Annotated in this window: 10 protein-coding genes; 7 read left to right on the forward strand and 3 right to left on the reverse strand. The window is 68.0% G+C overall.

Going from position 1 to position 13,489, the window contains the following annotated elements; translation table 11 throughout:
* Nucleotides 1-331 precede the first annotated feature (331 nt).
* The 5 genes from zwf to LR394_RS10345 all read left to right on the forward strand — a co-directional run bounded on the left by zwf (nucleotide 332) and on the right by LR394_RS10345 (nucleotide 7,771).
* Complete coding sequence (gene zwf, locus LR394_RS10325) at nucleotides 332-1,876, forward strand: glucose-6-phosphate dehydrogenase (RefSeq protein ID WP_331283053.1); 1,545 nt, start codon at nucleotides 332-334, stop codon at nucleotides 1,874-1,876.
* Entirely contained in the window at nucleotides 1,873-2,799 is a 927-nt protein-coding gene (locus tag LR394_RS10330) for a glucose-6-phosphate dehydrogenase assembly protein OpcA (protein WP_231440474.1), read from the forward strand. Before zwf ends, LR394_RS10330 begins: the two co-directional genes overlap by 4 nt.
* The gene (pgl, locus tag LR394_RS10335; protein WP_231440475.1) at nucleotides 2,796-3,518 is read left to right on the forward strand and encodes a 6-phosphogluconolactonase; all 723 of its coding nucleotides are present in this window, start codon (nucleotides 2,796-2,798) and stop codon (nucleotides 3,516-3,518) included. Before LR394_RS10330 ends, pgl begins: the two co-directional genes overlap by 4 nt.
* A gap of 141 nt (nucleotides 3,519-3,659) precedes the next feature.
* Complete coding sequence (locus tag LR394_RS10340) at nucleotides 3,660-4,202, forward strand: toll/interleukin-1 receptor domain-containing protein (protein WP_231440476.1); 543 nt, start codon at nucleotides 3,660-3,662, stop codon at nucleotides 4,200-4,202.
* Nucleotides 4,199-7,771: an NACHT and WD40 repeat domain-containing protein gene (locus LR394_RS10345; protein WP_231440477.1), complete on the forward strand. Its 3,573-nt coding sequence runs from the start codon at nucleotides 4,199-4,201 to the stop codon at nucleotides 7,769-7,771. The genes LR394_RS10340 and LR394_RS10345 overlap by 4 nt, the downstream gene beginning before the upstream one ends.
* Before the next feature lie 86 nt (nucleotides 7,772-7,857).
* On the opposite strand, the gene LR394_RS10350 is transcribed toward LR394_RS10345, so the two are convergent.
* Nucleotides 7,858-8,835, reverse strand: a complete 978-nt coding sequence (locus LR394_RS10350) for a zinc-binding dehydrogenase (RefSeq protein WP_231440478.1) — start codon at nucleotides 8,833-8,835, stop codon at nucleotides 7,858-7,860.
* Nucleotides 8,836-8,845: 10 nt separating this feature from the next.
* Entirely contained in the window at nucleotides 8,846-9,427 is a 582-nt protein-coding gene (locus tag LR394_RS10355) for a TetR/AcrR family transcriptional regulator (protein WP_231440479.1), read from the reverse strand.
* Between the two features lie 167 nt (nucleotides 9,428-9,594).
* On the opposite strand from LR394_RS10355, the gene LR394_RS10360 reads away from it, so the two are divergent.
* On the forward strand, nucleotides 9,595-10,563 hold the full coding sequence (locus LR394_RS10360; RefSeq protein ID WP_231440480.1) for a glycoside hydrolase family 26 protein: 969 nt from the start codon (nucleotides 9,595-9,597) through the stop codon (nucleotides 10,561-10,563).
* 61 nt (nucleotides 10,564-10,624) lie between these two features.
* On the opposite strand, the gene LR394_RS10365 is transcribed toward LR394_RS10360, so the two are convergent.
* Nucleotides 10,625-12,082 carry a phosphatase PAP2 family protein gene (locus LR394_RS10365; protein ID WP_231440481.1) on the reverse strand — a complete coding sequence of 486 codons (1,458 nt, stop codon included), beginning with the start codon at nucleotides 12,080-12,082 and terminating at the stop codon, nucleotides 10,625-10,627.
* Nucleotides 12,083-12,288: 206 nt separating this feature from the next.
* Between LR394_RS10365 and LR394_RS10370 the strand changes: the two genes are divergently transcribed.
* Complete coding sequence (locus LR394_RS10370) at nucleotides 12,289-13,377, forward strand: sporulation protein (RefSeq protein WP_231440482.1); 1,089 nt, start codon at nucleotides 12,289-12,291, stop codon at nucleotides 13,375-13,377.
* The last annotated feature ends 112 nt before the right edge of the window (nucleotides 13,378-13,489 follow it).

Genomic DNA, 13,489 nt, shown 5'->3' on the forward strand with positions numbered 1-13,489 from the left:
AGCCCGGTCCGACGGGTTTCGCCGACGGCGGAATTCGCCGGCCCGGGCGCAGGTTCTGCGGGTGGCCGGCCGGTTCCGGAGAGGACTTCCCGCCGGAGCGCCCGGGCAGGCGCAGAACCACCACTGATCGCCCGCCGAAGGGTGGGCCGGCCGGTCCCAGGACCAGCTGGCCCACCCTTCGCGTGCAGGTGACGGGAATGCCACCGGGCATCCTGAACTTGCTTGATCCTGTGTGCGAATGTCGGCGCCCGCCACCTGCGCTGCGGGTCGGCACCCAAGGCGCCCGCAATCGTCCCCAATTCTGTTCTTGGAAGCTCCGAAAGGAAGATCGGTGAGCCCGACCCGGGTGAGTGCCAGCGAGAACCCGCTGCGCGACGACCGTGACCGCAGGCTCCCCAGGATCGCCGGGCCCTCCAGCCTGGTGATGTTCGGGGTCACCGGCGACCTGGCCCGCAAGAAGCTGATGCCGGCCATCTACGACCTGGCCAACCGCGGCCTGCTGCCGCCGGGCTTCTCCCTGGTCGGCTACGGCCGCCGGGAGTGGTCCGACGCGGACTTCGCCGAGCAGGTGAAGGCCTCGGTGAGCCGCTACGCGCGTACCCCGTTCCGCACCGAGGTGTGGGACCAGCTGGCCGCCGGCCTGCGCTTCGTGACCGGCAACTTCGACGACGACGCCGCGTTCGACCGGCTCGCCGAGGTGCTCCGCGAGCTCGACGAGAGCCGGGGCACGGCCGGTAACCACGCGTTCTACCTGTCGATCCCGCCGAGCGCGTTCCCGGTGGTGACCAAGCAGCTGGCCCGCTCCGGGCTGTCCAGGCAGGACGGCGACAGCTGGCGCCGGGTGGTGATCGAGAAGCCGTTCGGTCACAACCTGGAGACCGCGCGCGAGCTGAACGAGGTCGTGGAGTCGGTGTTCCCGCCCGACTCGGTCTTCCGGATCGACCACTACCTGGGCAAGGAGACGGTCCAGAACCTGCTGGCGCTGCGCTTCGCCAACCAGCTGTGGGAGCCGATCTGGAACGCCCACTACGTGGACCACGTGCAGATCACAATGGCCGAGGACATCGGGATCGGCGGCCGGGCCGGGTACTACGACGGCATCGGCGCGGCCCGCGACGTGATCCAGAACCACCTGCTCCAGCTGCTCGCGCTGACCGCGATGGAGGAGCCGATCTCGTTCGACGCCAAGGATCTGCGGGCGGAGAAGGAGAAGGTGCTCTCCGCGGTGCGGCCCCCGGCCGACCTGGACCAGGCGGCTGCGCGGGGCCAGTACTCCCGCGGCTACCAGGGCAACGAGGCGGTGGCCGGGTTCCTCGAGGAGGACGGCATCGCGCCGGACTCGATCACCGAGACCTTCGCCGCGCTGCGCCTGGACATCGACACCCGGCGCTGGGCCGGAGTGCCGTTCTACCTGCGGGCCGGCAAGCGCCTGGGCCGCCGGGTCACCGAGATCGCGGTGGTGTTCAAGCGGGCGCCGTTCCTGCCGTTCGACAACACCGCCACCGGTGAGCTGGGGCAGAACGCCATCGTCATCCGGGTGCAGCCGGACGAGGGCGTGACCATCCGGTTCGGCTCCAAGGTGCCGGGCACGGCGATGGAGGTGCGCGACGTGAACATGGACTTCAGCTACGGCGAGTCGTTCACCGAGTCCTCCCCCGAGGCGTACGAGCGGCTGATCCTGGACGTGCTGCTCGGCGACCCGCCGCTGTTCCCGCGGCACGAGGAGGTCGAGCTCTCCTGGAAGATCCTCGACCCGTTCACCAAGCACTGGGAAAGCAGCGGCAAGCAGCCGGAGGCCTACTACCCCGGCCAGTGGGGGCCCACCTCGGCCCACGACATGCTCGCGCGCGACGGACGTAGCTGGAGGGTTCCGTGATCGTCGATCTGCCCAACACCACCACCAACGAGGTCAGCAAGCGTCTGGTGGTGGCCCGCGGTGAGAGCGGCGCGGTCGCCCTGGGCCGGGTGCTCACGCTGATCCTGGTCACCGACGAGGACGGCGCCAACGACGCGATCGGCACCGCCAACGACGCCAGCCGGGAACACCCTTCCCGGGTGCTGGTGATCGTCCGCGGCTCGACCGACGGCGACTCGCGGCTGGACGCCCAGATCCGGGTGGGCGGTGACGCCGGGGCCAGCGAGGTGATCGTGCTGCGCCTGTTCGGTGAGCTCGCCAACCACGGCTCGGCCCTGGTCACGCCGCTGCTGCTGCCGGACGCGCCGGTGGTGGTCTGGTGGGCCGGTGAGCCCCCGGCCGACCCGGCCAGCGAGCGGATCGGCACCATGGCCACCCGCCGGATCGTGGACACCGCCAAGGCCACCGACCCGGCCGAGGCGCTGCGCCAGCTGTCCCGGGTGGCGGCGCCCGGCACCACCGACCTGTCCTGGAGCCGGCTGACCCGCTGGCGGGCGCTGCTGGCGGCGGCCCTGGACCAGCCTCCGTACGAGGAGGTCACCTCGGCCGTGGTGCGCGGTGCCTCGGACAAGCCGAGCGTCGAACTGATGGCCGCCTGGCTGGCTCTCGCGCTGAACTGCCCGGTGACGGTGGAGCACACCGAACCCGGTACCGGCATGGTCGGCGTCTCGCTGACCCGGGCCTCGGGCGAGATCTCGATCGTCCGTGAGGACGGCACGGTGGCCACCATGACCCAGCCCGGTCAGCCGGTGCGCCGGGTGGCCCTGCACCGTCGTTCGGACGTGGAGTGCCTGACCGAGGAGCTGCGCCGGCTGGACCCGGACGAGCTGTTCACCGATGTGCTCACCAAGGGCATGCCGCTGGTGCAGGGGGTTTCGGCGTGAGCGCGCCCGAGAAGATCATCCTGGCCGACGGCGCTGCGCTGGCCAATGCCGCCGCCGCCCGGCTGATCACCGAGCTGGTAGACGCCCAGGCGGCGCGGGGCCAGGCGCACATCGTGCTCACCGGTGGGTCGAACGGCGGCGCTCTGCTCAAGGCCGTCGCCGCCTCGCCCGCCCGTGACGTGGTGGACTGGACGAGGGTGGACCTGTGGTGGGGCGATGAGCGCTTCCTGCCCGCCGGTGACGCCGAGCGCAACGAGACGCAGGCCCGCGAGTACCTGCTCGATGCACTGCCTTTGGAGCCGAAGCGGGTGCACGTGATGGCCCCCTCGGACGGCACTTACGGTGACGACGTGGATGCCGCTGCGGCTGCTTACGCTGCGGAACTTGAGGCCGCCGGCAACCCAGCCTTCGACGTGCTGATGCTCGGCGTTGGTCCGGACGGTCACGTAGCCTCGCTGTTCCCGGGACACCCGGGGTATGCGGTGACCTCGGGAACGGTCATCGCCGTGCGCGAGTCGCCGAAGCCGCCGCCGGTGCGAATCTCCCTCACCCTCGGGGCGATTGGGAACGCTCGCCAGGTGTGGCTGCTCGCCGGAGGCGAGGGGAAGGCGGAGGCCGTGGCCGGCGCCCTCGGCGACGTCGACCTTCCGGCCGGGGCGGTGCGCGGTACCGAGCGCACGCTTTGGCTGCTGGACCGGGCTGCGGCTTCCAAGCTGTAAAAGCCGTTTAAGCAGAGGACGGGGTGGGCACCTTGGGTGCCCACCCCGTCCTCTGTGTTTGCCTGGTTTAAGTGCGGCATTGCCCCACCAACTGGCCAGTAGAGCCATTCCCGGCGCTGCGTGAAAGTAACGTGAGCGTCCGTGAGCGACAAGCCGATCGAACTGTTCGTCAGCTGGTCCCGGAAGGACAAGCTGCTGAAGAACGCACTGATCGGGTCCCTCGAAGACCACCTGGGCATCATCGAGGGCCTGACCTTTTCCTTGTGGCAGGACGTCGAGCTGGCCGTCGGCCTGGACTGGGACGAACAACTGCAGCAGCGCCTGGCCGGCTGCGACTACGGCCTACTGCTGCTCAGCCCGTCGTTCTTCAGCAGCGTGTACATCCGGGAACGGGAGCTGTCCTGGTTCACCGGGACCACTGGTAAGCCCATGCTGCCCGTGATGCTTCGGCAGGTCCCGCTCGACGGGTCTCGCCGGACCGGTGGCGTGGAGCTGCGGCAGATCTTTCATGATCCCCTGCACCACAGGGCTTTCGCAGACGCGCGTGATCGTGACGCTTTCGCTCGGGAGCTCGCCGAGGCCATCCGACGGCGGGTGTTGTCGGACCGGGCGGGCAGTCCGCCGACTTGGGGCGTGATGTCCTGGCCGACCGGTGACAGCCCCTCGGAAGCTGCGGGCGCATGAGGCCGATGAACAGTGCCGCGGTGCTCGCAGCCCGTGACCGCCTGGTCGAGGAGCTGACCGGGCTGCAGTACCAGCGGATCACCAAGCTGGTGGAGCTGATCGGCGATGATGGCCGGATCCGGCTGGATCTCGCGCTGGAAGCCGCTACCAGGCCCGGGGCGCTGCAGAAGCGTCAGGACGCGTTCCGTCAGTTTCGCCACGACCTGGCCGAGCGCACCGGCGGTCGTCTGCAGGTTGAGGTCGATGGCGACAAGGGGGCACCGACAGCGCGCTGGTGCTGGTTCGAGGGCGAGGACCGGACGGTCGCCGAACTCGGTGCCATGTCGGCCCAAGGCGCAGGACGCCGGCCGGATGCGGTCACGGTACCGGCGGCTGCGGTCGAGGTGCTGCAGCGGCCCTACAACGTTTTCCTCAGCACCGGTGGTGAACCCGGCACGCCCCTGTACCGCGATGAGGCTGCCCTGCTGGAGTTGCTCCGTGAACGCTTCGACCCAGAGGACGTTCGGATCCAGTGGATCGGCGACGTCCAGTTGGGCACGGAGTTGAGCACCGACCTGCGGGACCGGGCGGACCTTGTGGTCTGCCTGATCAGCGCCAGCTATCTGCAGCGCAACCACGCAGATTGCCTCTGGGGATCCGAAAACCCCCATCGCCGAATGCTCTTGGCCTTCGCCCAGCTGGTAGCCGGAGCCAGACTGCCGAGCGAACTGCCGATGGCCGAGGTGCACCTTTCCGCGAAGCCGTTCAAGTCCCGCGCCCGGGCTCAGGACAAGGAAAGCTACGCCAACGACTGCGTGCCATTGATCCGCTCGCACCTTACCCGGCTCTCGTCTCCCGGTGAGCCGATCACACCGGCCAAGTCCAGGGACGAGCGCTTTCGCGAGTTCTCGCTGCAACGGGCCCTCTCCCGGGGGAAACACCACCTGGTTCTCCCTGAGGCCGTCCAGTCCGACTTCGATCGGGCTGCTCTCAGCGCGACCAGCCCCACGCGCCGTCTGGGTGAGAGCGAGCCGGCTGTGGAGCGGCTGGTGCGCTGGGCCTTGGACAGGACCGGGCCAGCGATGTGCGCGTTGCTCGGCGACGTAGGCATCGGCAAGACCACCACCACCAAACTCCTCACCGAAGAACTGCTGCGCCGGCACCAGACAGACGCCGACATCCCGTTGCCAATCTTGTTCGACCTTCGTGATCTGCCGCAGCAGACCCTCACCGATGAAGGGATTTCGCTGCGGCCGATCCTCGCCGCGTTGCTCAAGGCCAATGACCGTCGCGGAACCCTGCCGTCCGTGGACGACCTGCTCGACCTGGTCGATTCCGGCCGCGCCCTGCTGATCTTCGACGGTCTGGACGAAGTCATCGTCCGGATGCCGCCCGCCGATGCCCAGCGCTTCAGCCGAGTGCTCTGGCGGGCGGCCGAACCCACCTTCGAGGCGGCAGGACCGGTTCCGGCTCCGACCAGGCCACCGCGCAGCAAGCTCTTGCTCAGTTGTCGCACGCACTACTTCCGCTCGATCCGCGACGAGGTCAACCATTTCACCGGCCAGCAGCGTGAGAACAACCGTGGAGATTCGTATCTCGTCCTGCTGATGCAGCCCTTCGGCGACGAACAGATCCGCGAGTACCTGGCGAACAACGTGCCCGGCGTGGATGTGGAGCGGATGCTGGAGGTACTCAACGAGGTCCACAACCTGCGCGAGATCGCTGAGCGTCCGATGACTCTCACCCTGATCGCCGGGCAGCTCGAACGGATCGAGCACGCCAAGCTGACCGGCACCACGGTGTACGGGGCCGATCTGTACGCCGGGTTCGTGCAGGACTGGCTGGAGCGTGATGAGGGCAAGCACAGCTTGCTTCCGCAGCACAAGCAGGTATTGATGGAGCACCTGGCGGCAACACTCTGGCGCCAAGGTCTGAACTCGTGGTCAGCCGATCAGGTGGAGCAGTGGCTCCTGGAGTTCCTGGCTGACCGCCCCGACCTGCGGGTGCACTATGCCCAGCCGCTGCCCGATCTGTGGAAGGAAGATCTTCGTACCGCCACTTTTCTGGTGCGCAGTGACGACGACACCTTCCGCTTCGCCCACACCTCCCTTCGCGAGTTCTTCCTGGCCCGATACCTGCGCTCGGCCCTGGGCGGGCCCGGATCGCCGCAGGATAGGGCCCTCGCCTGGGACCTGCCGGTGCCGAGTGCTGAAACCCTGGACTTCTTAGGGCAAATGATGGCTGGACTGCCTGATGCCGAACGTTCGGACCATCATCTGAATAGCCTGACCGCGATCGCCCGCTCCGGCCGCGCTGGTGCTGCTTGTTTAGCGCTGGCCTATGCGATGCAGGCGCAGGGCACCTTGCCCAGCCCGGATCTGAGCGGAGCCGACTTCACCGACGCCCAGTTGAAGGGCTGGAAGATTCGATCGAAAGGCGGTGAACGCATGGATCTTCGCGGGGCCAAGTTCACCGACGCCGACCTGTCGGACGTCACCTTCACCGACCTGGAGTTGACCGGCGCGCATTTCTCGCGGGCCGACCTCACCCGGGCCGGGTTTCACACCTGCAACCTCGATGCGGCCGACTTCGACCAATCCTCTTTCGTGGGAACAGTTCTGCGCAGGTGCTCGGTGGCGGGGATTCGGTGGGAACAGGTTCACGCATACCGAGCGCAAGATCTGTTCTGTACGCCGCCGGTGCCGACGCAGTTCGAGGGCTGGCGCAGGGCTCCTGCGGCTAGTGGGAGCCCGACAAGCGGGCTTCAACTTCTCACCGGCCACATCAGCGCCGTCACGGCCGTCGCCTACCACCCCACCGGCACCCACCTCGCCACTACCAGCCACGACCAGACCACCCGCATCTGGGACGCCACCACCGGCCAGCACCTGCACACCCTCACCGGCCACACCAACACCGTCACGGCCGTCGCCTACCACCCCACCGGCACCCACCTCGCCACCACCAGCTGGGACCAGACCACCCGCATCTGGGACGCCACCACCGGCCAGCACCTGCACACCCTCACCGGCCACACCGACGCTGTCACGGCCGTCGCCTACAACCCCACAGGAACCCACCTCGCCACCACCAGCTGGGACGGCACCATCCGGATCTGGGACGCCACCACCGGCCAGCACCTGCACACCCTTGCCGACCACACGGACTGGGTCAGGGCCCTTACCTACAACCCCATAGGAACCCACCTCGCCACCACCAGCGACGACGGCACCATCCGGATCTGGGACGCCACCACCGGCCAGCACCTGCACACCCTCACCGGCCACACCAGCTGGGTCACGGCCGTCGCCTACCACCCCACCGGCACCCACCTCGCCACCACCAGCGACGACGGAAGCATCCGCAACCGCAACCTCGCCGACCAAACCAGCCTCGTCATCCAAACCCTGAACAACAGCGAATACACCGTGTGGCAAGAACACACCGAGCACGAGTCTCCCGTCTCGGTCCTCGTCCACGCCTCTCCCGGAGCTTGGCAATGGCTGGGTTATCCCACGGTGATTGACGGCCAGATCGACCGTCTCCCCGCTGAATCCTTCGGCCCTTTACCAACTCTCGTCGATGAGTAACTGCTCGACCGCATTCATAGGCCGCCCAAACAGAGGACGGGGTGGACACCTAAGGTGCCCACCCCGCCCTCTGCTCATCCGGTCTTTCAGGGCCGCAGCATGATCTTGCCAACCCGCCCAGCCTGGAAGTTGGCCACGCTGGCGGCCCGCACCTCGTCGAACGGGTAAACCGCATCCACCGGCAGAGTCATCGAACCGTCCGTAGCCCGGGCGATCAGCTCGGCGAACAGCTGCGAGCGGTGCTCGGGGGCCATGGACGGGCCCATCTTGGCGCCCCAGAAGCCCTTCACCGTGATGTTCTTGAAGATGATGGTGCCCGAGCTCAGCTCCATCGTCGGTGAGGCCATGGCGCCGAACACCACCAGCGTGCCGTCCTGGGCGATCAGTGAGAGCACCTCACCGGCGGAAGAGCCACCCACCGAGTCGATGCCGACGACAACTGGTGCGTCGCCGGTGATCTCGGCCGCTCGCTCGCGCCAGTCCGAAGCGTCGGTGGCCACGACGTTGTCGATGCCCTGGGCCGCGAGTTCTTCCACTCCGGCCGCGCGGCGCACCAGGCCGAGCACGTTGATCCCGCGCGGCTTGGCCAGCTGGGCCACCAGGCGGCCGACCGCACCGTTGGCGGCGTTCTGGACGATCCAGTCGCCTTCCTTCAGGTTCAGCGAGTCGATCAGGCTCAGGGCGGAGAACGGCATGGCCACCAGCTGGGCGGCGACCTCGTCGGAGAGCTCGTCGCGCACCGGCACGAGGCGGGCGGCGGGGGCCACGAAGTACTCGGCCCAGACGCCGAAGATGCTGCTGGCGACCACGCGCTGGCCGACCTGCAGGTGCTCGACGCCCTCGCCGAGCGCGTCCACGATGCCCACCGCTTCGGTACCGGTCCGGGCGGGCAGTTCCGGCTTGTAGCCGTAGGTGCCGCGGATCGTCCATAGGTCGTGGTTGTGCACCGCAGACAGCACGGTGCGGACGCGAGCTTCGCCGGGGCCGGGGTCGGGCGTGGGAACGTCCTCGACGGCCAGAACCTCGGAGGGGTCACCGAATTCGTGGTGGATGACGGCGCGCATGGGGGTGCCTCTACTTTCCGGTGGTGCGGTTGAAGATGAATGCGAAGATCTCGGCCAGGTCGGCTTCGGTGGGGCCTGGTTCTCCGGCGCACCAGGCGGCCAGCTGCCGGTTGATCACCCAGACCATCCCGGCGGCCAGGAATTCCCAGAACACCTCGTCGCGGTCGGACCAGGCCTGCAGCAGGGGCTCGCGGCGCAGTCGTTGCGCGGTGAAGGTGACCACCTGCGCGTGGTACGCCGCTCCCCCGGAACTGGCGTGCACGCGGTGGAAGAACACGGCGTGCCGCTGCATCCGCTCGACGATGAGCGCGAGCACCGGGGCGAAGGCGTTCTGCAGACCCTCGGGCGCCTGCGAAGGCGGTTCGAGGTCGGCGAAGGACTCCTCCAGACGGGCCAGCCCGGCCGCCGCGAACACCGCGCCCAGGTCGGCGAAGTGCTGGTAGAAGGTCGGCCGGCTCATTCCGGCCGCCTCCACCACGTCCTTGATCGAGATCTGCGCGGCGCTGCGCTCGTCCAGCAGCGCGATCGCCGCCTCGGTCAGGGCGGCCCGCGACCGGGTGACGATCGGGTTCTCCCGACGAGTCTTACTCACGTAAAAACTTTAACACCTGTAAGACCTTAAGCAAGCCAGCCTCCCAAACCCCGCAAAGCCGACCGAAGACGTCCCCTTTTTGAGTGAAGTAACCCAGCTACGCACCAGTCCGAACGCCGTTCTTCCGAGTCCCTCCAGCGCACCACACCCCAGCTCTGGAGATCCTGATGAAACGCGTCCATCCGTTCAGCGCGGCCCTGGCCGTCACTCTGGTGCTCCTCACCGGGGCGACTTCAGGACCCGCCTACGCGCGGAGCACGCCGAAGTACGCCTCGGGCCTGCCCTGGAGCGACGGCGGATTCTTCGAGCACTCGGCGGCCAAGGCCAGCGCTTTTGCCCAGTGGCGCGGCGCCCCGGTGGACAACATCACGGCCTACACCTCCCGGGCGACCTGGAATCAGCAGCTCAACGACTGGTGGGCCGGCACCGTCCCCTCGAGTTTCAAGCCTGCGCGCGACGACTTCATCCTCTCGGTGCCGTTGTGGACCGACGACGGTCAGGCCGGCACCGATCAGCAGTGGCAGGAGCTGGGCCGCAAGATCTCCGCGGTCGACCCCGACGGCCTGGTGCGGCTGGGCTGGGAGATGAACTGCTGCTTCTCCCATGCCACCGATGCCCAGAAGTGGCGAAAGCAGTTCTCCCGGGCCGTGACCCAGCTGCGCACCAGCGCCCCGCGCCTGCAGATCGTCTTCAACCCGAACGAGGGAGGTGCGCAGAACGGCACCACCCCGGCGATCGAGAAGCTCTACGTCAAGGGCAAGGTCGACATCATCGCGCTGGACAGCTACGACTGGTGGAAGCCCTTCACCACGGCCTCGAACATCAACAGCCACTTCACCAAGAAGTACGGCTGGAACTACTGGTACAAGTTCGCCCGGGACCGCGGGTTGCCGTTCGCCCTGGCCGAGTTCAGCGTCTCCTCGGCGTCTTCGGCCTCGGGCGGCGACAATCCGAAGTTCTTCGACGTGACCTACCGCTGGCTGCAGCAGAAGGCGAAGTCCGACCCGGGCTCGATCCGTTTCGTCTCACTGTTCAACGAGAGCGCCCCGTACTGCGAATGTGCCCTTTCGGCCACCCAGAACCGTAAGGCCGCGGGCAAGTACAAGTCCCTGATCGCCCGGGCCCAGAAGAACTGACAGCAACGGACGTCCGTGGTCACCGGAACACCGACCACGGACGTCCGTAAGCAGTAGGTCTTCAGCCCTTCCGGACGCGGGCCGGGCCACCGGTCGAGACCACCTTGACCTTGCCCGTCTTCTTGCTGACCTTGACGGTCGCGCTCATCGCGGCAGCCAGATCGAGTCGCTGCCACGACTTGCCCTTGTGACCGCTGCGGTCCAGCGGATAGCCCGAGGGGATCTGGGTCTGGGCAAGGACGCTCGTGCGCTGGGTCTTGGTCAGGGTCGGGAAGGTGGTCAGCAGCAGATTGGCGGCGCCGGCCGGCACCGAGGCCTTGAACTTCTTCTTGCCCTCGCGCGGGAAGCCGTAGGTCAGGCGCTCGCGGTAGACCTTCAGTGCGCTCTTGCGGCCGGTGACCAGCTGCGCGGTGCCGCCCGGCATCTTCTTGCCGCCGTAGGGGTTGGAGCGGTAGCTCTTCTGCCGGGCGATGCACTTGGCCAGGGTGCTCTTGCAGCTCTGCTTCAGGTAGCGGACGAGCTCACGCCGGGCCGGCTCGAGAACCTTGGTGCGGTACTCCTTGTCGGACCACTGCGCGGCCAGGGAAGCCTGTGCGGCGATCCGGCCACCCATCACGTCGAGCGGGTAGTGCACGCCCAGGACCAGGCGGTTGTTGCCGGCCTCGGACGTGCGGGCGAGGATCTCCGGCGCCAGTTCGGGCAGCAGCGTGGCCAGCGTGAGGCCGGCCTGGTAGGCCGTGGTGCCGTGGCCGCTGGGGAAGGAACCACCGGTGCACAGACCGGCCGAACCGTAGCCCGCGGAGAGGTAGACGTCGTTCGGCGCGAACTGGTGCGTCGTGTCGTTGCGGTCCGTGACCCGCTTGATCCTCAGATTGCCCTTGGCGGTGGCGTAGGGCTGCTTCAGCCGGAGCCAGCGCAACGAGGAACCGCTCACCTTGGACGGGTCGCACTCCTCGGCGAAGCCCGGCACGGCGGCCGTGTCGGAGTTGCTGGGCAGGTAGGGGCGCGGGTAGCTGAACCTGGTCTTGAGCGGGTTCACGTTCAGGTGGGCGCCCGAGGTGCCGTCCGAGCTGTTGATCAGGGCACTGGTCAGCGGAAGGGCGCCGGAGGTGCGGCCTTTGCGGTAGAGCGGGCCGAGCACCGAGCCCAGGCCGGTGGACAGGGTGAGGGACTGGTCGTACGAGGTCGCGGTGCTGTTCTGGTACATCGCGTCCTGCAGGGCCCGGAACTGCTGCGCCTCGGTGGCGTTGCGGTTGATCCAGACGGCGAGCCGGTCGTTGCGGGCCAGGACCTTCTGGTTCTTGGCCCGGCCGTGCAGGTCGCCCTTGCCGCTGGCGGTCCAGAGCTCGGAGAAGCCGGCCAGGGCCGGGCCGAGATCCGGCTCGACGGCCGGGGCGGCCTCGGCTCCAGCCGGGGTGGCCAGAGTCAGCGTGGCGGCGGTGAGCACGCCGACACCGCCGCGCCAGACCCGGGAGCGGCGGGATTTCTGCAGGTGAACACGCGATCCGGTGATGAGCACCGGGCGAGACTGCCACAGCGGAGGGATCTTCGTCACAAATCCGGTACAGGTGTTGTCAGAGTGAATGTCGTTGTGCAGTTCCCGGTTCCGGCGACTCCTCTTCCGGAATCGGCACTGCACCCGGGGGACAATCACGACCTGTCGGGCGTTCGTGATCATGCGGCTGACAACCGCATCGTGTCCGACGTTCATCGCAGGAGAAAAACGTGGTCTTCAAGAAGATGCTGGGCGCCCTCGGAATCGGCGGCCCGAGCGTCGACACCGTGCTGTCCCAGCCGGGCGCCCAGCCCGGCGGGATGCTGGCCGGGCAGGTCAACCTCACCGGGGGCAGCACCGATGTGGAGATCGAGCACATCTCCCTCGGCCTCCTCACCCGGATGGAACACGGTGAGCAGGACGCCGTGGGTGAGTTCCACCGGATCACCGTGAGCGGCCCGATGCGCCTGGCCGAGGGGCAGAACCTGTCTCTGCCGTTCCAGTTCGCGCTGCCCTGGGAGACGCCGTTCACCACGGTCTACGGCCAGCAGCTGCACGGCATGGTGATGGGCCTGCGCACCGAGGTGTCGATCGCCAAGGCCGTGGACAAGGGCGACCTGGACCCGGTGCAGGTGTACCCGCTGCCGGTGCAGCAGCGCATTCTGGACGCCTTCACCCAGCTCGGCTTCGTGTTCAAGTCGGCCGACCTGGAGATCGGGCAGCTGCACGGGGTGCACCAGAGCCTGCCGTTCTACCAGGAGGTCGAGTACTTCCCGGCCCAGCAGTACGCCGGGATGATCAACGAGGTCGAGCTGACCTTCGTCGCCAGCCCGCACTCGGTGCAGGTGGTGCTGGAGTTCGACAAGCGCGGCGGGCTGTTCCGGCCCGGGCAGGACAGTTTCGGCCGCTACACCGTCTCGCACGGTGACGCCGAGGAGACCGACTGGCTGCAGACCGTGGACGGCTGGATCCAGCAGGCGCTCCAGCAGCGTCAGTCGATGTTCGGCCAGGGCGCGCCGGGTGGTTACGGGCAGCCGGGTTACGGCCAGGGTGGCTACGGCCAGCCCGGTTACGGTGGCCAGCCCGGCTACGGGCAGCAGGCCGGTTTCGGTCAGCAGGGTTATGGCCAGCCCGGTTACGGCCACCAGCCCTCGGGCGGCGGAATGGGCTCCGGCATGGCCGGGGTCGCGATGGGTGCGGTCGGTGGTCTGGCGGCCGGTTACCTGGCCAGCGAGATGATCGACGGCGCCTTCGGCGACGACGAGGAAGAGGGCAGCGACGAGGCCGGAGGCGAGGAAGAGGCGCCCGAGGAGGAGTAGCCGCCTGAGTTGATCGGTCCCGGCGATGTCCGCCGGGACCGATCAAGGCCTACTTGAAGACGCCTGGTCCTTGGGTCAGAGCCTGAAGACGTGGTGCATCAGTTGGTCTTTC

The organism is Kineosporia babensis, assembly GCF_021129305.1.
GTDB lineage: Bacteria > Actinomycetota > Actinomycetes > Actinomycetales > Kineosporiaceae > Kineosporia > Kineosporia babensis.